This is a genomic window from Streptomyces sp. NPDC005374 (genome assembly GCF_042872225.1).
Lineage (GTDB): Bacteria > Actinomycetota > Actinomycetes > Streptomycetales > Streptomycetaceae > Streptomyces.
The window spans coordinates 226,583-250,767 of sequence record NZ_JBIAKA010000001.1; the positions used below are offsets into that span (position 1 = coordinate 226,583).

General features: G+C 71.8%; 22 protein-coding genes. 14 read left to right on the top strand and 8 right to left on the bottom strand.

Annotated features, from left to right (window positions below):
* Nucleotides 1-974 precede the first annotated feature (974 nt).
* Nucleotides 975-1,808 (bottom strand): hypothetical protein, encoded by an 834-nt coding sequence (locus ACFYRX_RS01130; protein ID WP_389095462.1) that lies wholly within the window; start codon nucleotides 1,806-1,808, stop codon nucleotides 975-977.
* Nucleotides 1,805-2,179 (bottom strand): hypothetical protein, encoded by a 375-nt coding sequence (locus ACFYRX_RS01135; RefSeq protein ID WP_389095464.1) that lies wholly within the window; start codon nucleotides 2,177-2,179, stop codon nucleotides 1,805-1,807. The genes ACFYRX_RS01130 and ACFYRX_RS01135 overlap by 4 nt, the downstream gene beginning before the upstream one ends.
* A 154-nt stretch (nucleotides 2,180-2,333) precedes the next feature.
* On the opposite strand from ACFYRX_RS01135, the gene ACFYRX_RS01140 reads away from it, so the two are divergent.
* Nucleotides 2,334-2,699 carry a hypothetical protein gene (locus ACFYRX_RS01140; protein WP_389095466.1) on the top strand — a complete coding sequence of 122 codons (366 nt, stop codon included), beginning with the start codon at nucleotides 2,334-2,336 and terminating at the stop codon, nucleotides 2,697-2,699.
* Nucleotides 2,700-2,745: 46 nt separating this feature from the next.
* Here ACFYRX_RS01140 and rsrA read toward each other — a convergent pair whose 3' ends face one another.
* The 5 genes from rsrA to ACFYRX_RS01165 form a co-directional block, all read right to left on the bottom strand.
* Entirely contained in the window at nucleotides 2,746-3,057 is a 312-nt protein-coding gene (rsrA, locus tag ACFYRX_RS01145; RefSeq protein WP_389095468.1) for a mycothiol system anti-sigma-R factor, read from the bottom strand.
* Nucleotides 3,054-3,737, bottom strand: coding sequence for an RNA polymerase sigma factor SigR (gene sigR / locus ACFYRX_RS01150; RefSeq protein WP_389095470.1), 684 nt, complete (start codon nucleotides 3,735-3,737; stop codon nucleotides 3,054-3,056). Before sigR ends, rsrA begins: the two co-directional genes overlap by 4 nt.
* A gap of 257 nt (nucleotides 3,738-3,994) precedes the next feature.
* Nucleotides 3,995-4,627: an alpha/beta family hydrolase gene (locus ACFYRX_RS01155; protein ID WP_389095472.1), complete on the bottom strand. Its 633-nt coding sequence runs from the start codon at nucleotides 4,625-4,627 to the stop codon at nucleotides 3,995-3,997.
* A gap of 1 nt (nucleotide 4,628) precedes the next feature.
* Nucleotides 4,629-5,444 carry an SOS response-associated peptidase gene (locus tag ACFYRX_RS01160; RefSeq protein ID WP_389095474.1) on the bottom strand — a complete coding sequence of 272 codons (816 nt, stop codon included), beginning with the start codon at nucleotides 5,442-5,444 and terminating at the stop codon, nucleotides 4,629-4,631.
* 127 nt (nucleotides 5,445-5,571) lie between these two features.
* On the bottom strand, nucleotides 5,572-9,453 hold the full coding sequence (locus ACFYRX_RS01165) for an AAA family ATPase (RefSeq protein WP_389095476.1): 3,882 nt from the start codon (nucleotides 9,451-9,453) through the stop codon (nucleotides 5,572-5,574).
* Nucleotides 9,454-9,690: 237 nt separating this feature from the next.
* Between ACFYRX_RS01165 and ACFYRX_RS01170 the strand changes: the two genes are divergently transcribed.
* The 7 genes from ACFYRX_RS01170 (at nucleotide 9,691) to ACFYRX_RS01200 (ending at nucleotide 18,156) form a co-directional block, all read left to right on the top strand.
* Nucleotides 9,691-10,752 (top strand): macro domain-containing protein, encoded by a 1,062-nt coding sequence (locus ACFYRX_RS01170; protein WP_389095478.1) that lies wholly within the window; start codon nucleotides 9,691-9,693, stop codon nucleotides 10,750-10,752.
* Nucleotides 10,753-10,813: 61 nt separating this feature from the next.
* Nucleotides 10,814-12,367, top strand: a complete 1,554-nt coding sequence (locus ACFYRX_RS01175) for a hypothetical protein (protein ID WP_389095480.1) — start codon at nucleotides 10,814-10,816, stop codon at nucleotides 12,365-12,367.
* A 157-nt stretch (nucleotides 12,368-12,524) separates the two neighbouring features.
* Nucleotides 12,525-14,480 (top strand): SIR2 family protein, encoded by a 1,956-nt coding sequence (locus tag ACFYRX_RS01180; RefSeq protein WP_389095482.1) that lies wholly within the window; start codon nucleotides 12,525-12,527, stop codon nucleotides 14,478-14,480.
* 86 nt (nucleotides 14,481-14,566) lie between these two features.
* Complete coding sequence (locus tag ACFYRX_RS01185; RefSeq protein ID WP_389095484.1) at nucleotides 14,567-15,289, top strand: M50 family metallopeptidase; 723 nt, start codon at nucleotides 14,567-14,569, stop codon at nucleotides 15,287-15,289.
* A 98-nt stretch (nucleotides 15,290-15,387) separates the two neighbouring features.
* Nucleotides 15,388-16,713, top strand: coding sequence for a 3-phosphoshikimate 1-carboxyvinyltransferase (gene aroA / locus ACFYRX_RS01190; protein ID WP_389095486.1), 1,326 nt, complete (start codon nucleotides 15,388-15,390; stop codon nucleotides 16,711-16,713).
* Nucleotides 16,714-16,725: 12 nt separating this feature from the next.
* The gene (gene rsgA, locus ACFYRX_RS01195) at nucleotides 16,726-17,736 is read left to right on the top strand and encodes a ribosome small subunit-dependent GTPase A (RefSeq protein ID WP_389095488.1); all 1,011 of its coding nucleotides are present in this window, start codon (nucleotides 16,726-16,728) and stop codon (nucleotides 17,734-17,736) included.
* A gap of 96 nt (nucleotides 17,737-17,832) precedes the next feature.
* Nucleotides 17,833-18,156: a DMT family transporter gene (locus ACFYRX_RS01200; RefSeq protein ID WP_389095489.1), complete on the top strand. Its 324-nt coding sequence runs from the start codon at nucleotides 17,833-17,835 to the stop codon at nucleotides 18,154-18,156.
* Between the two features lie 206 nt (nucleotides 18,157-18,362).
* Here ACFYRX_RS01200 and ACFYRX_RS01205 read toward each other — a convergent pair whose 3' ends face one another.
* The gene (locus ACFYRX_RS01205; protein ID WP_389095491.1) at nucleotides 18,363-18,968 is read right to left on the bottom strand and encodes a TetR/AcrR family transcriptional regulator; all 606 of its coding nucleotides are present in this window, start codon (nucleotides 18,966-18,968) and stop codon (nucleotides 18,363-18,365) included.
* 279 nt (nucleotides 18,969-19,247) lie between these two features.
* Between ACFYRX_RS01205 and hisN the strand changes: the two genes are divergently transcribed.
* From hisN to ACFYRX_RS01235, 6 genes are all read left to right on the top strand, one after another.
* The gene (gene hisN, locus ACFYRX_RS01210) at nucleotides 19,248-20,048 is read left to right on the top strand and encodes a histidinol-phosphatase (protein WP_389095492.1); all 801 of its coding nucleotides are present in this window, start codon (nucleotides 19,248-19,250) and stop codon (nucleotides 20,046-20,048) included.
* A gap of 292 nt (nucleotides 20,049-20,340) precedes the next feature.
* Nucleotides 20,341-20,739, top strand: coding sequence for a cyclic nucleotide-binding/CBS domain-containing protein (locus tag ACFYRX_RS01215; RefSeq protein ID WP_389096871.1), 399 nt, complete (start codon nucleotides 20,341-20,343; stop codon nucleotides 20,737-20,739).
* A gap of 80 nt (nucleotides 20,740-20,819) precedes the next feature.
* Nucleotides 20,820-21,236 (top strand): Fur family transcriptional regulator, encoded by a 417-nt coding sequence (locus ACFYRX_RS01220; RefSeq protein WP_389095494.1) that lies wholly within the window; start codon nucleotides 20,820-20,822, stop codon nucleotides 21,234-21,236.
* A gap of 152 nt (nucleotides 21,237-21,388) precedes the next feature.
* Nucleotides 21,389-22,183, top strand: a complete 795-nt coding sequence (locus tag ACFYRX_RS01225) for an ABC transporter ATP-binding protein (RefSeq protein WP_389095496.1) — start codon at nucleotides 21,389-21,391, stop codon at nucleotides 22,181-22,183.
* Nucleotides 22,180-23,040 carry an ABC transporter permease gene (locus ACFYRX_RS01230; protein ID WP_389095497.1) on the top strand — a complete coding sequence of 287 codons (861 nt, stop codon included), beginning with the start codon at nucleotides 22,180-22,182 and terminating at the stop codon, nucleotides 23,038-23,040. The genes ACFYRX_RS01225 and ACFYRX_RS01230 overlap by 4 nt, the downstream gene beginning before the upstream one ends.
* Nucleotides 23,037-24,179, top strand: coding sequence for an ABC transporter substrate-binding protein (locus tag ACFYRX_RS01235; protein WP_389095498.1), 1,143 nt, complete (start codon nucleotides 23,037-23,039; stop codon nucleotides 24,177-24,179). Before ACFYRX_RS01230 ends, ACFYRX_RS01235 begins: the two co-directional genes overlap by 4 nt.
* Nucleotides 24,180-24,185: the final 6 nt, after the last annotated feature.

Genomic DNA, 24,185 nt, shown 5'->3' on the forward strand with positions numbered 1-24,185 from the left:
GTCGGAGAGCGGTTGGGGCGGAGCCCCGGCGGGGCCCCCAGCGCTTACGGTGCCCGAGGCCTTCGGAGACTTGGCGGCTCGCGCACCTTTCCGAGAACGCGGGGCCCTGACGGGCTTCGGGGCGTCGGAGGGCTCGGCAGACTCCGAGAGCACAGAAATCTCCGCGAGCTCTGACGGCTTCGGCGGCTTCGAGGATTCCGGGGGTTTTGTGGCCCGCGGGGACTTCGAGGACTTCTTGGCCTGCGAGGACCTCGAAGACGTCGTACCCCTCGCAGACTTCGACGCGCGCGGCGACCCCGAGGACTCCAGGACCTCTGCACGCCCCGACGACTTCGCGAGCCCTGAAGCCTCCGCCGCCTTCGCAGGCCGCGGAGAACCCGAAGACCTCGTCTCCCCCGCAGACTTCGACGCACGCGGCGACCCCGCAGACTTCGGCGACTTCGCGAGCCCGGAGGTCTCCACGGGCTTCGTGGCTCGCGGAGATCCCGAAGACTCCGGGGCCCCCGAGGACTCCGCCGGCGACTCCGGGACCTCTGCACGCCCCAACGACTTCGCGAGCCCTGAAGTCCCCGCCGCCTTCGCAGGCCGCGGAGAACCCGAAGACCTCGTGTCCCCCGCGGACTTCGACGCACGCGGCAACCCCGCAGACTCCGGGGCCCCCGAGGACTCCGCCGGCGACTCCGGGACCTCTGCACGCCCCGACGACTTCGCAAGCCCTGAAGTCCCCGCCGCCTTCGCAGGCCGCGGAGAACCCGAAGACCTCGTCTCCGCCGCAGACTTCGACTCCCGTGGAGTCTTCGAGGGCGCCGTGGCTCGGGGGGACCCCGAGGACCTCGTGGGTCGTGTCGGCTTCGGCGTGTGTGGAGACTCCGTGGCCTTCGAGGGCTCCGAGCCCGCCGACGGCTCCGGGGGCTCGGCCCGGCCCCGGGCCCGTGTTGGCTTGGACGGGCTCGCGGGTTCTTCGGGTTCTGGGCTCACTCGCCGCCCTTCTCTCCGCGTTCGCCGTGGTTCCGGGCGGGAGATGTGCCGCCGGGTCTGCGTTTCGGCAGCGGGCCGACGGCGGGGACGGGCCCGGCGGGGCTCTCGGGGGCCACGCGGGGCGCGGTGCTGGGGCGGTTGCCGGGAGCGGCCCTGACCTCCCACCGGATCAGCTCCAGGGCCTCCAGCCGGTTCAGGTCCAGCATGACCGCGAACAGCCCACGCCCGAGGGCGAAGGCGAGATCCCGGGGCGTGCGGCGCCCGTTGACACCGTCCAGGAGTTCCCGGTGCCGCCGCGACAGCCACACACCTGAGCGGCCGTCACCGGAAGTCTCCGGCCGCAGCCGGGCCAGCTCCCCCGGTGCCACCCCCGCTCGCGCCAGCACCCCCGTGCGGCGGGCGACCTCCTCGGTCAGCGCGCGGGGCTCCACTCCGGGTGTCGCCACCAGCGTCGGTTCGCGGTCGCCGGTGTCCCAGCCGCCCGCCGGGCCGAGGGCCATCGCGAAGGCACCGTCGAAGACCGCGGCCGTGCAGATGATCTCGAGTTCCGCCGCGCCGATCAGCCCGGTGGACACCAGCAGCGCACCCACTCGGTCCGCGTCGGGTTCCGTCGCGCAGGCGGTGAGCCACGCCTCGTCGTCGATGCGGCCGGTGGTGAGGAGGGCCGAGGAAGCCGTGGGAGCGCCGGGGGTCTCGATCGCGCCGACCAGACCGCCACGGAGGTGAATCGTTCCGCCGGGGGATCCGGAGACCCGGACCGTGCCGGTGAACTCCTCTTCCCGCAGCGCCTGCAGGAGTGCGGGGACGTTGCGGACCGGGGGCGCGTTCACGCCAGTACCTCGGTGACGCGGTCGCCCAGACTGCGCAGGGCGAGCGCCACGTTGGCCCGGTCGCGGTCCAGCGCGGCCGCGAGGAGCAGGGGGTCACCGGCCGGCCGTACGACGGTGAACAGCATCTGATGGCGGCGCCGGCTGGTCAGGACCACGCTCTCCAGATCCCCCTCGGCCCCGGCCTCGCCGAGCCGCTGCGCGATGAGGTTCGCGAGTTCGCTGCCGGCCGCGCCGTCCCCGGCCTCCACGGCGTCGCCCGCGGTGCCGTAGACCAGACCGGTCACCGCGTCGATCAGGGCGACACCCGTGACTCCGGGGGCGTCGAGCAACCGGTCCAGGGAGGTCTGGAGCGCGGTCGCGTTTTCCCCCATTGGCCCTCCACGGTCCGACACCACGCACTACTTTGAACGACAAGTTTCGGAACACACGCCAAAGTTGACGCTAAGTGACCCAGAAGTCGCTTGTCTTCGATCGTAGTTGGCCGAGCATCGACCGGTCAGCAGCACGGAAGAATTGAGGGAACCGGTGAACATAGAGACCGCGCTCAAGGAAGCCATGAGTCTGGACGGCGCGATCGGCGCCGCCATCGTGGACTATGACAGCGGCATGTCGCTCGGCGCCATCGGCGGCGGACAGGGCCTCGACCTGGAACTCGCCGCCGCGGGCAACACCGAGGTGGTGCGCGCGAAGATGCGCACCCTGGCCTCGCTGGACATGGACGACGTGATCGAGGACATCCTGATCACGCTCGGAAAGCAGTACCACCTGATCCGCCCGCTCACGAGCAGCCAGGGCACGTTGTTCTTCTACGTGGCCCTGGACCGGGCCCGCAGCAATCTCGCGCTGGCCCGGCACGGGCTGAAGAGGATCGAGAACGGCCTGGAGATCTGACCGCGCGGGCCCCCGCGGGACCCGGCGACGAGGCCGCCGGTGGCGCTCAGGACTCCTGCGGTGTCACCGGCGAAGCCGTCACGTCATGGTCGGGCACAGCCTGTCCGGTGCGGATCAGGTCGAGCCGGCCAAGAACCTTGGAGCGCAGGTCGGTCGGCACGTCGTCCTGACCGCAGCACCGCTTGACGAGCTTCTTCACGGCCTCTTCGAGGCCGTACTTCTCCAGGCAGGGCGAGCACTCCGTGAAGTGCTGCTTGAACTTGACGCGATCGACGTCCGGCATCTCACTGTCGAGGAACTCGTAGAGATGATCGAGTACCTCACTGCAGTCCGTCTCATGCGGCTCTCCGCAGCTCATGAGCCCGAGCCTTTCGCTTCGTTCGACTCTCCGGCACCGGCCGGGACGAGCCCGCGCTCACGGGCGTAGTCCTCGAGCATGCCGCGCAGTTGACGGCGGCCGCGGTGCAGGCGGGACATCACCGTACCGATGGGTGTCCCCATGATGTCCGCGATCTCCTTGTACGCAAAGCCCTCGACGTCGGCGAGATAGACGGCGATGCGGAATTCCTCGGGAATCGCCTGGAGCGCTTCCTTCACGTCCGAGTCGGGCAGGTGGTCGAGCGCCTGCGACTCCGCGGAGCGCAGACCGGTCGACATGTGCGACTCGGCGCGGGCGAGCTGCCAGTCCTCGATCTCCTCGGCCGCGGAGCGCTGGGGTTCACGCTGCTTCTTGCGGTACGAGTTGATGAACGTGTTGGTGAGGATCCGGTACAGCCACGCCTTGAGGTTGGTCCCCTCACGGAACTGGTGGAAGGACGCGTACGCCTTGGCGTACGTCTCCTGCACCAGGTCCTCGGCGTCGGCCGGATTGCGTGTCATACGCAGAGCGGCCGAGTACATCTGGTCGAGGAATTCGAGCGCGTCCCGCTCGAAGCGCGCGCTGCGCTCCGATGTGGACTCCGTGCTCGTGCCCTGGCCCCCGGGCTGCTCCGCCTGGCCGTTGTCGGTCCCTGCGTCGATCCCAGTGACCGGACCCACCTCCTCAAGATTCCGGGCAGCACCGAAACCGGTGCCACCGGAATTGGAGGATAGACGACTACCCGCCCCGGCCGCCCCTCGAATAGGAGTGGTCTTGGTCGCGCGCAGCACCGTCCAGTCCAGGTCAGCGCGGCTGCTGCGGCTCGGGCAGTAGGTCGAACCCATGCTGCGGACTTCCTCTCCACGACGGTCGGTGCTGGTTCTTCAGCACTTCTGTCCGCCTCAACAGAGGTTCGCGGCTCAACATTCCCCGGCCTTCACGCCAGTGACCCGGCCCACTTCACGACCGCGTCCGTGATGACTGTCACGGCCTGCTCCTGGGTGGTCGCGGCCCTCTTCGGCACCGCGAAGCCGTGATCGCCGTACGCCACCTCGACCAGTTCGAAGGGGCCGGCCGGGAACTCCTCCGGCTTTCCGAACGGGTCGTTGCCGCCCTGTACGACCAGGGTGGGCACCCCGGATCCGAGCAGTTCGCCGGCCCGCGACTTCTCCGGCCGGCCCGGCGGGTGCAGCGGGAAGCTGAGGGCGAGGACAGCGGCCGCGCCCAGTTCCACGGCCGTACGGCAGGCGACGCGGGCCCCCGCGCTGCGCCCGCCGGAGATCACCGGCAGGCCGGGCTTCACGAGAGCGGGCCAGATCCCCCGCCATCCCACGTCCAGTGTCTTCGGGGCGGGCGCGACCTTCTTGCCGGCCACCCGCCAGGGCTGCTCCACCAGGGCCACGGTCACCCCGTGCCGGGGCAGTACGTCGGCGAGGGCCTGGAGGTCCCGCGCCTCGATGCCGCCGCCGGCGCCATGGCTCACGGCCAGCACGAGCCGTGCCCCGGTCGCCGCCGGGTACCAGGTGACGCGGGCATCCCCGGCGTCCGTGCCGATGATCTCGAAGGTCATGTCAGAAGAGTGTGCCCTCTTCGGGTCCTTCCAGTTCCTTCAGCAGCTCCGGCCCGTTGTTGCGGACGTTGCTGACGGCGGTGGAGACCGGGTAGGCCCGCATGAGCCCCTCGGGCGGGGGCGCGAGCAGCGAGCGCAGGTCCTCCATGTCCGTGCGGGACGGGTCGAGCCAGGTGTCCCAGCGGTCGGGCGTGAGCATGAGCGGCATCCGGGGGTGGATGTCGGCGAGCGTGCGCGGGCCGTCGGCCGGGGAGACGGCGAGCGGGCCGGTCTCCGCCTCGGTGGTGATCACGGAGCAGGTCGCCCACCAGGCCAGCGGGTGGTCGTCGGGCAGCGTCTTGTCGCGCCAGAACTCGTAGAGCCCGGCCATCGCGAACACCGACCCGTCGGCGGGCAGCACGAAGTAGGGCTGCTTGCGCGGCCGCTTCTTCCGCCCCTCGACCTCCAGGTCCCGCTCCTGCGTACCGGTGACCCACTCGTAGTAGCCGTCGGCCGGGACGATGCAGCGCCGGGTGGCGAAGGCCCGCTTGTACGACGGCTTCTCGTGCACGGTCTCCGCGCGGGCGTTGATCATCCGGGCCGCGCCCTCGGGTGTCTTCGACCAGCTCGGGACCAGCCCCCACTTCAGCTTCCGCAGCTGGCGGACCGGTCGCGGGTCGTCCACGCCCTTGAGAGGCCGGTCCAGGACGGCGTAGACCTCCTTGGTCGGGGCCACGTTGTAGTCGGGCTCCAGGGACTCCTCGGGCTCCCAGTTCTCTATCTCGAAGATTCCCGCGAGATCCTCCGGCCCACGGCTCGCCGCATACCGTCCGCACATGTTCGACTACCTTCTCGACGCTCCGGTGTCCGAGTCACTTGGACACGTCCAAGAGTGGCAGACCGGTGCCGGGGACCGATATGCGGGCGGAGGGTGGAGGCCGGACGACAGTCCCCCTGCCACGGGTTCATGCGGCGCACGGCGGGTCGTAGGAGCGGTTCGGCAGGTACTGCCGCCATTCGGTACGGGTGATGGCCGCGCCCGCGACCGCGCAGATGCGGGCGGCGACGGCGTCCGGGGCGGTGTTCCACAGCCGCACGGTGTGGTCCGCGCTGCCGGCGGCGAGGGTGTGGCCCCTGGGGCTGAAGGAGACCACGTACACATGGTCGGCCGGGCCGGTCAGTGTCGCCACGACGGTGGGTGACGCCGGTCGCGTGACGTCCCACAGCCAGACCGTGTGGTCGGTGCTGCCGGCGGCGAGGGTGTGCCCGTCGGGGCTGAAGGCCACCGAGTAGACGTAGTTGGTGGGGCCGGTCAACGGCTCGCCGAGGAGTTCGGGTGCCTCCGGCCGGCTCACGTCCCACAGCCTGACCGTGTGGTCCGCGCTGCCGGCGGCCAGGGTCTTCCCGTCGGGGCTGAACGCGACCGAGTAGACGGTGTCAAGGCTCTCCGTCAGCGGTCGGCCGACCGGCCGGGGCGTTGTCGGCCTGCTCATGTCCCACAGCCGGACGGTGTGATCGGCGCTTCCCGCGGCCAGGGTCCTCCCGTCCGGGCTGAACGCGACCGAGAAGACGTAGCTCGTGAAGCCGGTCAGTTTCGGCAGCGGAGCCGGGTGGGCCGGGCTCGTGACGTCCCACAGCCGAAGCGTCTGGTCGTCGTTGCCGGTGACCAGGGTGCGGCCGTCGGGGCTGAAGGCGACGGTCTGGACATAGCCGGCCGTCGGACCGGTGAGCGCGGGTCCCAGCGGGACGGGGTGGGCCGCGTCGGCGATGTTCCAGAGCCGCACGGTGCCGGTGGTGCCGGCGATCGCGAGCGTCCGGCCGTCGGGACCGAAGGCCACCGCCGTGACAGCGCCGCCCGGAACGGCGATCCCCTGGCCGAGCGGTTCCCCAGTGGCGACGGTCCACAGGCGGAGCCGGTCGGTGCCGATGGCGAGGAGCCGGCCGTCCGGGCTGAAGGCGATGCCGTTGACGACACCGTCGGTGGTCAGGACCGGGCTGGGCAGGTGCCACAGCCGGGTGACCCGGTCGGCGTCGCCGCTCACCACCGTCGACCGGTCGCGCCAGAGCAGTGCGGTGACCGGCCCGGTGTGCCGGAAGCCGGCGGTGACCCGGCGGGTGCGCAGGTCCCACAGCCGGACCAGGTCGTCACTGCCGCCGACCGCCAGCGTGGTGCCGTCGGGGCTGTACGCCAGCGCGTTGATCCAGCTCGTCGCACCGGTGAGGGGCTTTCCTTCCCGCCGGGGAGCGGTCGGGTCGGCGACGTTCCACAGGCCGACCTGCTGATCGCGCCCGCCCACGGCGAGTGTCGCACCGTCCGGGCTGAACGCCAGTGTGAGGACGTCCTTGTCCGCCGCGGTGAATCCCGTCCCCGTCACCGCGGGCGTGCCGGAGGCGCCGATCCGCCAGAGGTGGACCTTCCCGTCGCCGCTGCCCGCGGCCAGGAGAGTGCCGTCCGGGCTGAAGCCCACCGCATGGATGTATCCCGCCGGTCCGGTGAGCGCGGGCCCCGACGTCCTCGGGTGGCCGGGAACGGTGACGTCCCAGAGATGGACGGAGTCGTCCGCGCCACCTGCCGCGAGCGTGTGTCCGTCGGGGCTGAACGCGACGCTGTAGACGGTGTCGGCCGGGCCGGTGAGCGGTGAGCCGAGCGGACGGGGCCGACCGGGCGTGCTGACGTCCCACAGTCGTACGGTCCGGTGCGCGCCGGCGGCCGCCAGCACCTTCTCGTCCGGGCTGAGAGCGACCGTGTACACCGCGTCGGGGAAGGCGGCCAGCGGGCGCCCGTACAGCGCCGGGTGGCGGGTGTCGGCGGTGTTCCACAGCCGTACCGTGCCGTCGGCGCCGCCCTGGGCCAGCAGGTGACCGCGGCTGCCGAGACTCAGGGCCTGTACCCCGCCTTCCGGGGAGAGCAGGCGGGTGACCGCGGGTGCGGCGGAGGAGTTCAGGAGGCTGGAGACGGCCTCCGGGGTGGGCGCGATCCGGTAGGCGGCCAGCGCCAGTTGGGCGCCCAGCGCCACCTCGTCGGTACGCACCCGGTCCGCCGCGACGGCGGTCAGGCGCGAGTCTGCGGCGGTCTGCTGTCTCTCGGCGGTCCTGTTGCGCTGGATGCCGTACCAGGCACCGGCGATGACCAGGGCGAGCACCACGCCCAGCGCGGTGACCAGTTGGTACGACCGACGGGTGCGGCGGCGCTCGGCCAGCCGCTCCAGGCGCTCGTTCTCGATACCGGCGTCCAGGAACTCCCGCTCCAGCGGCGTGGGATCGAGGTGGTGGGCGGCGTCCTCCGCCCAGGTGCGGGAGAGCGCGAGGCCGGTCCCCCGTAACAGCATGTGGCGGTCGCGTCCGCTGTCGTGCCAGGCCTCCGCCGCCTCGGTGAGCCGGTGATGGGTCCGGATCCCGTCGCGGTCGGACTCGATCCACTCCTGCAGGCGCGGCCAGGCGGACAGCAGTGCCTCATGGGTGATCGTCAGCGTTTCCGCGTCGGCGGTGATCAGTCGCTGCTCTATGAACTGGTCCGCCACCAGGCTCAGTTCGCTGGGTCCCGGACCGTCTGCGGCACGCAGGAGTTCGCTGTGCCAGATGCGGCGCCGGACGTCGGCCGTCGTGCTCGACAACCGGACCAGCCGCAGGAAGAGGGTGCGGGCCAGGACCTGCCGCTCCGGGCTGAGGCCGTTGTAGACGTTGTCGGCGGTGTGTGCCACGGCTCCGGCGATTCCGCCGCTGGCCTGGTAGTCGGCCACGGTGAGCTGCCGGTTCAGGCCGCGCTCGGCGGTGGCGAACAGGGCGTGGGACAGCAGCGGCAGCGCGCCGTCCTCGTGGCCCTGGTCCGTCTCCCCCCGGATGGCGGGCGCGAGGTCCCGCAGCAGCAACTCGACCAGTCCGTCGTCGAGTTTGACTCCTGCGCAGCGGGCGGGCTCGACGATCGCCCGGCGCAGCTGTGACGTGCTCATCGGACGGACGATCTCCTGGGCCTCCGCCAACGCGGTCGCCAGCAGCGGTCTGCGCAGTGCCTCCGCGTAGAAGTCGGCCCGCAGTCCCAGCACGGCCGAGACGACGGGCCCGGGCACGGATCCTGCGGTGCCCTCGGCCGGTGCGAGCGGACCGGCACCGGTGAGCGCGCCGAGCGCCTCGATGAACGCCTGCCGCTCCGCCTCGTCCCGGCAGGTGGTGAAGGTCTCCTCGAACTGGTCGACCACCAGGACCAGCGGCTCGGCGACGAAGCGTGCGCAGCCGGTCGGATCCGACCGCAGCTCCTCGACGATCTCCCGGACCGGCCGTCCCGTGCCCGGGGCGAGGTGGGTGGCGAGCTCGGTCAGCGGATGCGTCCGCGGGGTGAAGAGCGCCACCCGCGCGCCTTCCTCGGCCCTCAGCACGGGTATCAGTCCCGCCCGCAGCAGGGAGGACTTGCCGGAGCCCGAGGGACCCACCACGACGACCAACGGCCGTCCGGCGGCGTGCCGTTCGGCCAGTCGCCGGCGCACTCGCTCGGTCGGCTCCTCCCGGCCGAAGAACAGGTCGGCCTGCTCGGGCTCGAAGCTGGCCAGCCCGCGGTACGGGGAGAGCGCGCCGCTCCGCCCGGCCGACGTCTGCCGTAAGCGGATCAGGTCGCCCGTCAGCGCGTCGACCGTCGCCGTGTCGGTGATGCCGCAGGCGTTCAGGAGCGACGGCAGCAGACGGACGGGTGGCAGGTGCCGGCCCCCGAAGTACCCGCCGACCGTGCTGGCCCGCTGATCGAGGATCTTCGCGATCTCCCGGACGGTGAGTCCGGCGTGTTCCTTGAACGACGTCAACTCCCGGGCGAACTCCGCCCGGTCGGCAATGCGTCTGCGTGCTGGGTCCTCCGACACCGATCCCCCGCTCCCCGCCGTCCCGGGGGGCCCGATCCTCGGCGCCCCCGGCCGGCACGAGTTTCCTGTACGGCTCTGTACGGACCTGCGCGGCTCCGCCGTACGGCTCCGTACGGAGACTGTCCGGCCTTGTACGGGCTTGTGGCAACCGCTTCACGAATATTCACCATGCCGGTTGCCTGATGTCATGTCCCGTTTCATACAGGTGTTTCTGCCCTGGCTGCCGGAGGCGACACCATGACCAACGTCCCCGCCCTTCTCGCGGCGGCAGTCCTTCTCACGGTCGGCATCCTCATGGTGCTGCGCCGCGTGGCGATCGCCGACGAGCGACGTCCCGTGATCCTGGTCGTGGCGTGGCTGTGCGTCGCCCTCGGCGTCGACCTGGTCCTGTTCGGATTCTTCCCCGGGGAGACGATCAGCGGTACGGCCTTCGGGTTCCGGATGGGCGGCGCGGCCGCGCTCTTCCTCCTCGTCTGGCAGGGCTGCTTCCGGGTGCACAGGCAGGCCCTGGCGCTGGACCGGCCGGGCGAACTGCTGCGGCAGAGCAGGGCCGAGGCGACGCGGCTGCGCACCCAGCTCGCCGAGGCCACGGCCATGCGACAGCCCCGGCGGCTGACGGCGACCCACGTGCACCGCAGCCCCGTGGCCGGGCGCCCCGGCCGCGAACTGGGCATCATCACCGGCGATCTGAAGAACGTCGACTTCGTCGACGTCTGGGTCAACTCGGAGAACACCGACATGCAGATGTCACGCTTCCACGAGCAGTCGGTGTCCGGCCTCATCCGCTACGAGGGCGCCCGCCACGACGCCTCCGGCCGCGTCGTGGAGGACTGCGTCGCCGACGCGCTGGCCTACCGGGTGGCGGGCCACACGCCCGTCATGCCCGGCACGGCGATCAGCACCGGCCCCGGAAAGCTGGCCACGCGCAACAAGGTGCGCCGGATCGTGCACGTCGCCTCGGTGATCGGCGAGCCCGGCAACGGCTACCGGCAGGCACGCGCGCTGGCCCGATGCGTGACCAACGCGCTGCGGGAGGCGGAGCGTTCGGGGTCGCCCGACTCCGGCTCACTGAGCGAACCACCGGCCTCGATCGTGTTCCCGCTGCTCGGGGCGGGAGAGGCCGGCGCCGATCCGGCCGAGACCGCCACGGCTGTCCTGACGGCGGCGTACGAGTACCTCATCTCCGACCGTCCCACATCGCTCCGGGCGGTCTACGTCCTCGCCTACACCGACGCCGAACTGGCCGCCTGCCAGGGCGCGCTGGAGCTGTTGCCCGGCGTCGAACGCGCCGCGCGCTGAATCCCCGCACAGCCACCGACCCGACCTCACGCACCCACCCGCGACACAAGGAGACCCACCCATGCACTCCGTCTACCCGACCCAGCCGCTGGCCCCCGACCTGGCCCGGGTCCGTGCCGCGGGCCGCCGCCCCTGGTACCTCCGGCTCGGCGAGGAGCGGCCGAACGTGACGTCCGGCTGCCCCGAGAACGACTGCGACCCCGGGCCCATCGAGGCTCACGACGTGTACTGCCACACCCACGAACGTCTGCTGCCGTTCTCGACGTCCGCGCCGAGCAGGGCACGGTGGTTCGTGGTCAACCTGCTGCGTGCGCTGGTGTGCGGGGTGTTCACGCTGGCCGCGCAGACCGCGAGCCCGGTGCCGGTGACGGTGCTGGCCGTGCTGACGGGGGCGGCGGTGCTCGGGCTGCCCCTGCGGCACTACACCGTCGGCCGGGCGGTCGCCGTCACCTTGTGGGCACTGGCCTGCGCGGTGAGCACGCTGACCGCCGTGACCGGGACGCACGCCCACCGGATCACCGGCACGGTGGCGCTCGCGCTGATCGCGCTGGGCTGGCTGGGCCGGCTGAGCGCCACCCTCACCGAGAAGGCGGACAACGGCTGGGCCCGTCGGGCACGTCGGGCACGTCGGCAGAACCCCGGCGACCGCTCCGGTGGCCGGGCGGTGGGAGTGATCGCCTCGGGCATGGCCACCGTGCCGACCGCGCTCGCGCTGAGCCTGCTCCTGGCCCACGGGCCTTCGGGCTGGCTGCTGCGGCTGCCCGCGGTCCAGGGCTGGCTGCTGGTCGGCGCCGTCGGCGGCCTCGCCGGGACGGTGCTGGCCGCCCTGCTGGTGGGGACACTGGACGGCTGGGGGCTGGTCGATCTCCGGACCGGCCAGGCCGGGCTGCCCCGCAGGCCCGCCGTCCTGCGGTGGACACCGGCGGACAGGCGCCGACGCGGAGCGCCACCGCACTCCTTCGCGGGCCGGGTCGAGGTCCTGGTGCTCGAACTTCGCCACCAGTTGGTCACGGCGGCCCTGCGCTGCGCGTCCTTCGTCGTCAACGTCCTGCGGCTGACCGGCCACCACGCCACCAGGGCCGTCGTCGTACTGGCGAACTTCCTGTACCGGCAGGCCGTGATCCTGCTGCGCCGGGCCCGTATGTCGGTGGTGTGCACGGGAGTTGTCCTGGGCCGGGCGGTACGGCTGCTGCTCGCCGCTCTCCCGCGCGGCGTCCGCATCGTCCTGCTGCCACCGGCCGTACTGGCCCTCGCGGCCGCCCTGGTACCGGCGGTGGCCCGGCGGACCACGAGCTATCTGACCGTCGGCGGCCCCGCCCGGCTCGGCCTGGCACTGCTCGGCACCCTGGCATGCCTGCTGCTGTTGACGGTCGCGTGGGCGGCGCTGACGGGCGAACCGTTCGCCCGCACACGGGACTCGGCGCTGCGCACCGCCGGGCTCGCCCTGCCCCACGTGGTGCTGCTGACCACCGTCGGCGGCTGGGTGCTGGGGCTGCCCGGCACCTTCGGCCACGGCCGCATCCACGTGGGCTGGCTGACGCTCACCCTCACCACCCTGGTCCTGGTCTTCCTGGTGCGCGCCAGGCCGGACCGCAAGCCCGCGCCGAAGGACTGACCGGATGCGCTGCCCCGGGGGGCGTCTCCAAGAGCGCCTCTCGGGCCCGGTGGCACCACCCCCCCCAGGTCATCGGTTCGACAGGGGGGACCAGCCATGCCGGGCCCGAGGCCAGCGGTCCTCTTGCAGGACCGCGGAAAACATAACGGGGGACACCATGACCATCAGAGCGCGGGATCTGTTCCTGTTCGTCGGGGCCGGCGCCTCGCGGTCCGTGCCCGCCGGGCTGCCGATGTTCGACGGACTGCGAGGACGGATCCTCCTCGAGCTGGGGCTGGTCGGCGACCGTCCGGACGACCCCCGGGCGAGCGCCTACGCCCAGCTCGCCCCGGAGGTCTTCATGCTCGCCCTGTCGAAGGGCGGCGTGGCGGTCGTGCCCTGGCTGAACGACGTGCTCGGGGCCGGGGAGCCCAACGCGGCCCACCACGCGGTCGCCCGGCTGGCGGCTGCCGGGGCCACCGTATGGACCGTCAACTTCGACCACCTGATCGAGCGGGCCGGCGGCCCCGGACTCGTCCCGTGCGCCTGGCCCGCCGCCCCCGCCGACGGCGCGAAGGTGTTCAAGCCGCACGGCACCCTCGGAGGAGAGCTCGTCGTCGACGCCGAGGCGGTGCTCCACGGCCTTCCTCCGGCCTGGGAGGAACGGCTGCGGGCCGACGTGAGGGGCCGCACGGTGGTCTTCCTCGGCTACCGCGGCTTCGACCTGGACTTCCAGCCGATCTGGGACGACGTGCTCGCGGCGGCGGAGGACGTGCTCTGGTTCGACCTGCCGGACCCGGCAGCGGACCGGCACAAGAGGCTGCTCCTGGCCGGCAAGGAGGCGGCCGGCCGCCTCCACCTGCGACCCCCCGTGCCCAGACCCGTCGACGCTCCGCCCGGCGGACCCAACCCGTCCTGGGACTTCGTCCACTGGTGCCGGACCGAAGGGCTCGCCGATGTCGACCAGGCGCTGGTACTGCGGCTGTTCGAGCAGCCCGAGCCGGTGTTTCCCCGGCTGCCGGGAAAGCCCTACGCGCGGGCGAAACCCGTGGTGCAGGGACTGCTGGGCGAAATCGGCGCGGCCCGCAGGAGTTACCGTGCGCTGCTCGGACACCCCGCCCATGTCCGGCATGCCGCGCGCGGGCTGCTCGAACTCCGGCTCAACCACGGAGGCCGCCGGGTCGCCTGGGCGCTGAGCGGCGCCCGGCTCCTGCCCCCGTGGGGGCGGCTGGCCACGGTACGGAAGCTGGCCGCGGTGAAGCGGCTCACCGTGCTGTCCAAGGCGGGCAGTTACCGGGCGGTGCTGCACGGCACCGGGAACCTGACCGCCGACAGCCTCTCCACCCTGTGGATCCTGCGCTCCGCCGCCCTGCGCAGTTCCGCGTCCCTCGACGCCGCGGCGGACGCGGCGGCCACGGCCTGGGACAGTGCGCGCGCCGAGCACCACCCCGTCCGGATCGCCCACGCGGCCTTCCAGCGGACCCTCGCCCTGATGTGGGCGGACCGCCTGGACGAGGCCCGCACCTGCCTGGAACAGCACCTGGACCCGTATGCCGCTCTCGCGGCCAACAGGTGGGTCGCCTGGGCCGACTTCGTACGGGGCGGCCTGGCCGTCCGCGACGGGGACGCCACAGTCGCAGAGGGCCACTTCCAGCGCAGCAAGGACCGCTTCCACGCAGAGGCACTCGACGACGGGGTGGCCAGCGTCCTCGTCGCGCGCCTGGCCCTACTGAGGCTGCAGGGTCGGGCCGGCGACTTCGAGGCGGCACTGGAGGAAGTCGAACGCTTCGAGCGGACCGGGGACAGACAACGCCTGCGCTACGCGAGGAAACACCGCTTCATGCGCCACGCGGTCCTGCTCGAACGCGCCGAGTTCGCACGTGTGCACACGCGGAACGCCGACGCGGCTCTGCGCCTGTACCGGAAAGCGGCCGGCTCCCCCTACCCGCTGCACGCCTCGCAGGGCCACCTCGGCCTCGCGATGCTGGAGGCCGAACACCACCACCCGCCCGCCCACGCCCACGTGGCACTGGCCACCGCGACCCGGATAGGCGCCCGCCGTCACGCCCGCCACGCACGAGCCCTGCTGGCGGCGCCCGGCCCGGCCCAGGCACCGGAGTTCTTCTTCTGCTGAGCCGGGGCACAGGCGTCTCGGATACCGTCCGCACAGACGTGCCACACTGCCAGACTCCGTACGGGGAGAGGGAGCCACCGGGAAACATGGACAGCACCGCATCGACCGCGCTGCCCGACCTCTGGGACCGGCTCACCGGTCTCCAGCCGGACCCCGACCTGTGGGTGGTGCTGGGCACCATGGTGGCGGCGCTCGCCATAGTGGTCCCGCACACGCTGTGGCGGGTCTCGCGCAACGCGATCACCATCGCCCACGAGGGCGGCCACGGCCTGGTCGCCCTGTGCACCGGCCGTCAGCTCACCGGTATCCGGCTGCACTCCGACACCAGCGGCCTCACGGTCAGCCGGGGCAAGCCGCACGGCATCGGGATGATCCTCACCGCGGCGGCCGGCTACACCGCTCCCCCGCTTCTCGGCCTGGGCGGCGCCGCCCTGCTGGCCGCCGGCCGCATCACCCTGCTGCTGTGGGCGGCGACGGCCCTGCTGGTGGCGTTGCTGGTGATGATCCGCAACGCCTACGGGGCGCTGACGGTGCTCCTGACCGGCGGCACCTTCGTGGTGGTCTCCTGGCTCGCCGGCCCCCAGGTCCAGGCGGCCTTCGCGTACGCGGTGGTGTGGTTCCTCCTGCTCGGCGGGGTACGTCCCGCCTTCGAGCTGCAGGCAAAGAGGTCCAGGGGCGGCGCGGGCGACTCGGACGCGGACCAACTGTCCCGCCTGACCCACGTCCCGGCAGGCCTGTGGCTGTTCCTGTTCCACGCGGTGAGCCTGTGCTCACTGATAGGCGGCGGCAGGTGGATGCTGGAGGTGTGATGCAGGCCCGAAGGGCCGCATCACAGGGGCGCGGGGAACTGCGCGACCAGCCACGACGGCGCAGCACTGGAACCACAACCCCCCACTAAAGTGGACCCATGGCTTTGAACCCCTCAGAAACCGCCCTCTGGCCCGCCCCCCACGCGAGTGGAGCCGTCGACGCCACAGTCCATGTCCCGGGGTCGAAGTCAGTCACCAACCGCGCCCTGGTCCTCGCAGCCCTCGCCTCAGAGCCCGGCTGGCTGCGCCGCCCCCTCCGCTCCCGCGACACCCTCCTCATGGCGGCGGCCCTCCGCGAAATGGGCGTAGGCATCGAAGAAGGCGTCGGCCCCGACGGCACAGGAGAAACCTGGCGCGTCCTGCCGGCAGGCCTCCGCGGGCCCGCCACCGTCGACGTCGGCAACGCCGGCACCGTGATGCGCTTCCTGCCCCCCGTCGCCGCCCTCGCCGACGGCGAGATCCGCTTCGACGGCGACCCGAGGTCGTACGAGCGCCCGCTGACCGGCGTCATCGACGCCCTGCGCGCCCTGGGCGCCCGGATCGACGACGACGGCCGCGGTGCGCTGCCGCTCACCGTGCACGGCGGGGGTGCCCTGGACGGCGGCCCGGTGGAGATCGACGCATCGAGCTCGTCCCAGTTCGTGAGCGCGCTGCTGCTGTCCGGCCCCCGCTTCAACCAGGGCGTGGAGGTCCGCCACGTCGGCTCCTCCCTCCCCTCCCTCCCCCACATCCGCATGACCGTGGACATGCTGCGCGCGGTCGGCGCCCAGGTCGACACCCCGGAGTCGGGCGGCGAGCCGAACGTCTGGCGGGTGACGCCGGGCGCCCTGCTGGGCCGGGACCTCACCGTCGAGCCCGACCTCTCCAACGCGCAGCCGTTCCTGGCGGCGGCCCTGGTGACCGGCGGCAAGGTCGTGATCCCGGACTGGCCGACCCGCACCACCCAGCCCGGCGACCGGCTGCGCGAGATCTTCACCGAGATGGGCGGTTCCTGTGAACTCACCGAGTACGGCCTGGTGTTCACCGGTTCGGGTGGGATCCATGGCATCGATGTCGACCTGGGCGAGGTGGGCGAGCTGACCCCCGGCATCGCGGCGGTCGCGGCCCTGGCGGACTCCCCCTCCACCCTGCGCGGGGTGTCCCATCTGCGGCTGCACGAGACGGACCGGCTGGCCGCGCTGACCAAGGAGATCAACGAACTCGGCGGTGACGTCACCGAGACCGCCGACGGTCTGCACATCCGCCCGCGCCCGCTGCACGGCGGGATCTTCCACACCTACGAGGACCACCGCATGGCCACGGCCGGCGCGATCATCGGCCTCGCCGTGGAGGGTATGCGGATCGAGAACGTCGCGACGACGGCCAAGACCCTGCCGGACTTCCCGGACATGTGGACCGGGATGCTCGGGAGCGAGAAGGCGTAGGGGCACAGGGAGATGCGCCGCTACGGCAAGAACACCGACGAGGACGACATCCGCAGCCGCCCGAACCGCAAGGGCAACCGGCCGCGCACCCACATCCGCCCGAAGCACGAGGACGCGACCTGGGGCATGGTCCTCACCGTCGACAGGGGCCGGCTGACCTGCCTGGTCGAGGACCGGGTCGTGATGGCGATGAAGGCCCGCGAACTGGGCCGCAAGGCCGCCGTGGTCGGTGACGTGGTGGCGATCGTCGGCGACCTCTCCGGCCAGAAGGACACCCTCGCGCGGATCGTCCGCATCCAGGAGCGGACGTCGGTCCTGCGCCGTACGGCCGACGACGACGACCCCTACGAGCGCGTGGTCGTCGCCAACGCCGACCAGCTCGCCATCGTCACGGCACTCGCCGACCCGGAACCCCGCCCCCGTCTGATCGACCGCTGCCTGGTCGCGGCCTTCGACGGCGGCCTGACCCCGCTCCTGGTCCTGACGAAGTCGGACCTGGCCCAGCCCGACAAGCTACTGGAGCTGTACGGCCACCTGGACATCCCCTACGTCGTCACCAGCCGCGAGGAGCTGGAGAACGGCGAGGCGGTGAACCGGGTGCGCGAGGAACTCGACGGCAGGATCACGGCGTTCGTCGGCCACTCGGGCGTCGGCAAGACGACTCTTGTGAACGCGCTGGTGCCCGAGGACCGTCGCCGGGTGACGGGCCATGTGAACGCGGTGACCGGCCGCGGCCGCCACACCACCACGTCGGCCCTCGCCCTGCCCCTGGCGGGCGACGACGGGTGGGTGATCGACACCCCGGGCCTGCGGTCGTTCGGACTGCACCACGTGGATCCGTCCCGGGTGATCCACGCGTTCCCCGACCTGGAACCGGGAACCGAGGGCTGTCCGCGCGCGTGCAGTCATGATGAGCCGGACTGCGCGCTGGACGCCTGGGTGGCGGCGGGCCACGCCGATCCGGCCCGGCTGTACTCCCTGCGTCGGCTGCTCGCGACCCGGGAGCGGACCGAGGGGGACTGAGGAGGACTGAGGAGGACTGACCTCCGCGTTGTTTGGCCGCAGTCGAGTTCGGTAAGTGCATACTCGCACCGAGCCGGACATACGGGAGGACAGCACATGGCGTGGCTGCTGGTGGTGGTGGCCGGGTTGCTCGAGACCGGTTTCGCGGTGTGCCTGAAGCTCTCCCACGGTTTCACCCGGCTGTGGCCGACGGTCGCGTTCTGCATCTTCGCGCTCGGCAGCTTCGGTCTGCTGACCCTGTCCCTGAAGAAGCTGGACGTGGGCCCCGCATACGCCGTGTGGACCGGTATCGGCGCGGCGGGGACCGCGATCTACGGAATGATCTTCTTCGACGACCTCGTCTCGACCCTGAAGATCGTCTCGATCAGCCTGGTGATCATCGGCGTGATCGGCCTCCAGCTGTCGGGCTCGCAGCACTAGGGCCTGTCCGGCGGATCAGGCCGGCTCCAAGGAACGGCCCCTTGTCAGCGCAGGTGAGCGGGGCCTGGTGCGTGCAGCTGCAAGGCGGAGGAGGGAGTCGACGCGGAGCGCCGGCACGTGACGACGCAGATGTGCGTGCCGGGCCCGCGCCGCCGGCATGATCCGCCGGACAGGCCTTAGGCCTTAGGTCCTGTCCGGGCCGGACCTCACACCGGCTGCCGGTGCAGCGCACCGCGGACCAGGTCCACGACCCCGCCCTCGCCCGGCGGGGCCGCCACACAGGACAGGGCGAGCCGGACGGCCAGTTCGCAGGCGCGGGCGAGGTCGGCGACGTCCGACTTGTGCACACCTGGACCGGCGAGAACCGACACCGCGCGGTCGCGCACCAGCGCCAGGAAGTCGCCGGGCGACGGCAGCGGCCCGTCGGCCCGGCGCTGGGCCGGGACCGCGGAGGAGGAGGGCACGGCGGAGAGCGTCGGCGAGGGCAGCCGCTCGCTCCAGCAGCCGGTGAGCATGGCCCGCACAAGCGCGTTCTCCCGGGCCGAGGACGCGGTCCACTCGGCGGTCGCGGTCAGCCGCTCCCGCACGTCCCCGTGCGTGGTGAGCGCCCGCTCCACACCGACGAGATATCCGTCGGCCTCTCGCCTGACGAGAGCGCGGGCCAGCCCGTCCTTGCTGCCGAACTCGTTGTACAGCGTCTGCCGGGACACTCCGGCCACCGCCGCGACGTCCACCATCCTCACGGCGGACCACGGGCGGCGCGCCAACGCCGTATAAGCGGCATCCAGCAGTGATTCCCGCGCAGCAGGCATCGGCGCCTCCCAGGGAGCAAGCGGCTCTGCGCCCAGATTTGACGCGCGCGAGGGCACTGTCAAGGGTTCGCGAGAGCATGGGGCAGCGCGCGAGATCCCGAGTACCTCGGCCGCACCCACCCGGAGGGGCGCGGCGCTGTGACATCAGCGGCTCCGCCGCGGGGCGCGACCAGCCCCACCGCCCCGCAGCCTCCGCACAACCCGCCCGGCACCCCACCAGGCGGTCCACACTCCGACCCCTATAGCACCGTACGGACTACGGCAGATACCGTTCGCCACATGCCGGACTACCTCGACGACCTCCGCCTCGCCCACGTCCTCGCGGACGCGGCCGACGCAGTCACCATGGACCGCTTCAAGGCACTGGACCTCAAGGTCGAGACGAAACCGGACATGACCCCGGTCAGCGAAGCCGACAAGGACGCCGAGGAACTCATCCGCGGCCACCTCCAGCGCGCCCGCCCTCGCGACGCCGTCCTCGGCGAGGAGTACGGCGTCCAGGGCACCGGCCCGCGCCGCTGGGTCATCGACCCCATCGACGGCACCAAGAACTACGTACGGGGCGTGCCCGTCTGGGCCACGCTGATCTCCCTGACGGAGGCTGCGGAGGGCGGCTACCAGCCCGTCGTCGGCGTCGTCTCCGCGCCCGCCCTCGGCCGCCGCTGGTGGGCCGCGAAGGGCCACGGCGCCTTCACCGGCCGCAGCCTCTCCTCCGCCTCCCGCCTGCGCGTCTCCCAGGTCGGCAAGCTCACGGACGCCTCCTTCGCGTACTCCTCCCTCACCGGCTGGGAGGACCGGGGCCGGCTGAACGGCTTCCTGGACCTGACCCGCGAGGTCTGGCGCACGCGCGCGTACGGCGACTTCTGGCCGTACATGATGGTCGCCGAGGGTTCGATCGACATCTGCGCCGAACCGGAGCTCTCCCTCTGGGACATGGCCGCGAACGCGATCGTCGTGACGGAGGCCGGCGGCACCTTCACCGGCCTCGACGGGCGCCCCGGCCCGCACAGCGGCAACGCGGCCGCCTCCAACGGACTCCTGCACGACGAGTTCCTGGGGTATCTCAACGAGCGTCACTAGGGCTCACCAGGGCCTGTCCGGCGGATCAGGCCGGCTCCGAGAAACGGCGCCTTGTCAGCGCAGATGGGCGCACCAGGCCCCGCGCCGCCGGCATGATCCGCCGGACAGGCTCTGGCGTCCGCCCCACACATGGGCGACCTCAGGAGCACAGATGAGCGCGCGCGCCCTCAATCGGCGACGCGCGCCCTCTTGTTGACCCCCGCTTTGCCTGCCACCCTGAGGGGACCCTCATTTGTGAACTTGTGAACCGCTGAACCAACTCAGCGGCTCCCAGGAGGTGACTTTCGAAGCCATGCTCGTCCTCGACGCCATGAGCACCGTGGTCCTCACCATCGGTCCCGCCCACACCCTCCGCCAGGCCGCCGCCCTGATGTCCGCCCGCCGGGTCGGCGCGGCCGTCGTGCTCGACCCCGACGGCATCGGCATCGGCATTCTGACCGAGCGCGACATCCTCAACTCCGTAGGCCTGGGCCAGAGCCCCGACACGGAGTGCGCCCACGCCCACACCACCACCGACGTCGTCTTCGCCACTCCGGCCTGGACCCTGGAGGAGGCCGCGGACGCGATGGCGCACGGCGGCTTCCGGCACCTCATCGTCCTCGACCACGGCGAGCCCGCCGGCATCGTCTCGGTCCGCGACATCATCCGCTGCTGGGCACCGGAACGGCAGCGCGTACCGGCCCGCCACTAGCTTGGACTCAATCCAATTCGATCCGAGCTCCAAACTCACACCCATTCGGATTCTGGTCCCTTCCTGTTAGGCTGGGACACATGAGCGACCTTCTGGAACGACTGCGCGGCCGCGGCTGGCGGATGACCGCGCAGCGGCGCGTCGTGGCCGAGGTCCTCGACGGCGAACACGTCCACCTGACGGCCGACGAGGTCCACGCGCGCGCCGTGGCCAAGCTGCCCGAGATCTCCCGGGCGACCGTCTACAACACGCTGGGCGAGCTGGTGACCCTAGGCGAGGTCCTCGAGGTCGCGACCGACAAGCGCGCCAAGAGGTACGACCCGAACGCGCACCGGCCGCACCACCACCTGGTCTGCGCCCAGTGCGGCGCCATCCGGGATGTCCACCCCATCGGCAACCCGCTGGCCGACCTCCCCGACTCGGAGCGCTTCGGCTTCGCGGTCTCGGGCGTCGAAGTGACATACCGGGGCGTCTGCCCGAACTGCTCGGCCGCGTAAGCTCCGGCTCCCGAAGCCCCGGCACCGCACAGGTGCCGGGGCTTCGTGCTGCGTACAGGCACTTGTGCGGTCCGCGCCCTTCCCGAATCTGACGGACCGTCATATCGTCGTGCGGCCACCCCTCTCCGTACCGAACTCCGCAAGGAGCAACCGTGGGAGATCCGCACCCCGAACCCACCGCGGGACATCCGCCGCCCAAACTCCACGCCACCGGCCTGACCCGAACCTTCGGCCGCCCGCCCCGCCCGGTCTCCGCCCTCGGTCCCCTCGACCTGAGCGTCGCCCCCGGCGAGTTCGTCTGCCTGGTCGGCCCCTCGGGCTGCGGCAAGTCGACGCTGCTGCGCATCGCCGCGGGCCTGCTCCGGCCGAGCACGGGCACCCTGGAAATCCGCACGTCCGCGCCCCGCCCGGCCGCCATGATCTTCCAGGACTACGGCATCTACGACTGGAAGTCCGTCCGCGCGAACGTCCGCTTCGGCCTGGACATCCAGCGCGTCCCGCGCCGCGAGGCGAACACCCGGGCCGACGAGTGGCTGGCCCGCATGGGCCTCGCGGACTTCGCGGACGCCTACCCGGCGACCCTGTCCGGCGGTATGCGCCAGCGCGTGGCGATCGCGCGGGCCCTCGCCGTCGAACCCGAACTCCTGCTGATGGACGAACCCTTCGCCGCCCTCGACGCCCAACTCCGCATGATCCTCCAGGACGAGCTCCTTGAGATCACCCAAACCCTCCGGACCACCACCCTGTTCATCACCCACAGCCTGGAGGAGGCCATCGTCCTCGGCGACCGCGTCCTGGTGATGTCCGCGCGCCCCGGCCGCCTCATCGCCGAACACCGCCCGCCGTTCCCCCGCCCACGCACCGGTGACATCCGCTCGGCGCCCGAATTCACGTCCCTGAAGAGCGAGTTGTGGGACCTGCTGCGCAAGGAGGCGATATCGGCATGACGACCGTGGCACCCGAGAAGGTCTCCGTCCTCGTACGCCGCCCCGGCCCCGAAGAGCTGCACCCGGTACGCACCCACCGTCGCAGGCGCGCCCTGGAGCTGACCCTGGCGGTGGCCGTACCCCTGTCGCTGGTCCTCCTGTGGCAACTGGCCGCCACCCAGGCCTGGATCGACGACCGCGTCTACCCGGCCCCCTCCACGATCCTGGCCGACGGCTGGGACCGGGCGGCCGCCGGCGACCTGTGGCCCGACGTGTGGGCGACCCTGAAACGCGTCCTGGCGGGTTACGCGATCGGCACCGCCACCGGCTACGCCCTGGGCCTCCTGATGGGCTCGCTGTCGCTGGTGAGGGCAGCCCTGGAGCCCCTCCTGGACGCCCTGTACGTGGTACCGAAACTCGCCCTCCTCCCCGTCTTCCTGAACATGTTCGGCCTGGGTGAGGGCCCCCAGATCGCCCTGGTGGCGGCGACGGTCTTCTTCTTCGTCTGGATCCAGACGATGTCGGCGGTCGTGTCCATCCCCTCCGGCCACCGCGACGCGGGCCAGGTCTTCGGCGCCTCCCCCTGGCAGACGTTCCGCCACATCCTCCTCCCCGCCTCCCTCCCGTCCGTCCTGGTCGGCGCACGGATCGCGGCGGGCGTAGCCGTCCTGGTGATCGTCGCCTCGGAACAGATCGCCGCGACCAACGGCCTGGGCCACCTGATCTTCGACTCGCGCGCCCTGTTCCAGAACGACGTGATGTTCGTCGGCATCGTCTGCGTGGCCGTCCTCGGAGTCCTCTTCTCCGAACTGGTCCGCGTGCTGGGCCGGTTGCTCACCCCGTGGGCACCGAGGGACCGCGGAAGGAGCCAGACGTGAAACGGCGTGCATACGGCCCCGCGCTCGTCGTAGGCGTCCTGCTGACATCGGCATCCTGCGCGGGGTCACAGACCTCCGGAAGCCCGGAGTCGAAGTCGGGCGGGGGTACGCGGACGGTACGGCCGGTGCAGGGCTGCGGGGCGAAGTCCTGGACGGATCCCGCCGACCTCTCGCCGGACCGCGCCCCGGCCCGCTGCGATCCCGGGGCCCCCGCGCCCCAGCCGCTGCCGAAACCCCGCAAGCTGACGATCGCGACCGGAACCCTGAGCGCGGAGTATGTGGCGCCGCTCCAGGTGGCCGTGGACAAGGGGGAGTTCAAGAAGGAGGGCCTCGACGTCACCCTGAAGGTGCTGCCGACTCCGGACTCCCTGCCGCTGCTGGCCAAGGGGGACATCGACGCACTGTGGGCGGCTCCCGAGGCGGCGGTCATGAACGGCGTCAGGGGCGGCTTCGACATCCGCTGGGTCGCGGCGAACTTCTCCCCCGACCCCAAGTCGAAGAGCGGCCTGTGGGTGAGGCTGAAGGACGGTGAGACCGCGAACGACGTGACCATGGCCGGCCGCAGGATGGGCACGATGATCGGCAAGGGCTCGGTGATCGCGTACCCCATGGAGAAGGCCCTGGAGAAGCACGGCGGCGGCCTCGACAGGATCCAGTACCAGCAGCTCGGCTCGGCCGATGTCCTCACCGCCCTCCAGAACGGCGGCGTCGACTCGACCTGGCTCCTCGACCCGGTCTGGCGCAAGGTCGACGGCAATCCGGGCTATGCCTTCCTCGGCGGCCAGCCCCCGGGCGAGCCCCTCGGTGGCATGCTCTACGGCCCCGGCCTGCTGAACGACGACGTGGACGCGGGAGTCGCCCTGCTCCGGGCGTACATCCGCACGGTGAACACCTACTTCGCGGCCGACTACAAGTCGGACGAGACCTTCGTCACCTACGTGGCGAAGCTCCTGAGGACGGACGCGGAGATCCTTCGCTCGACTCCGTCCCTCCGCATGGACTGGGAGATCCGCGCGGGCACGACGGACCGCCTGCAGGCGGCATACAAGACACAGGGGGTGGCGGAGTCCGCGCCCCTACCGGAATCCCGGACGGTGGATCGGTCCCTCTACGAGGAGGCGGTGGGCCACAAGCCCTGAAAACAC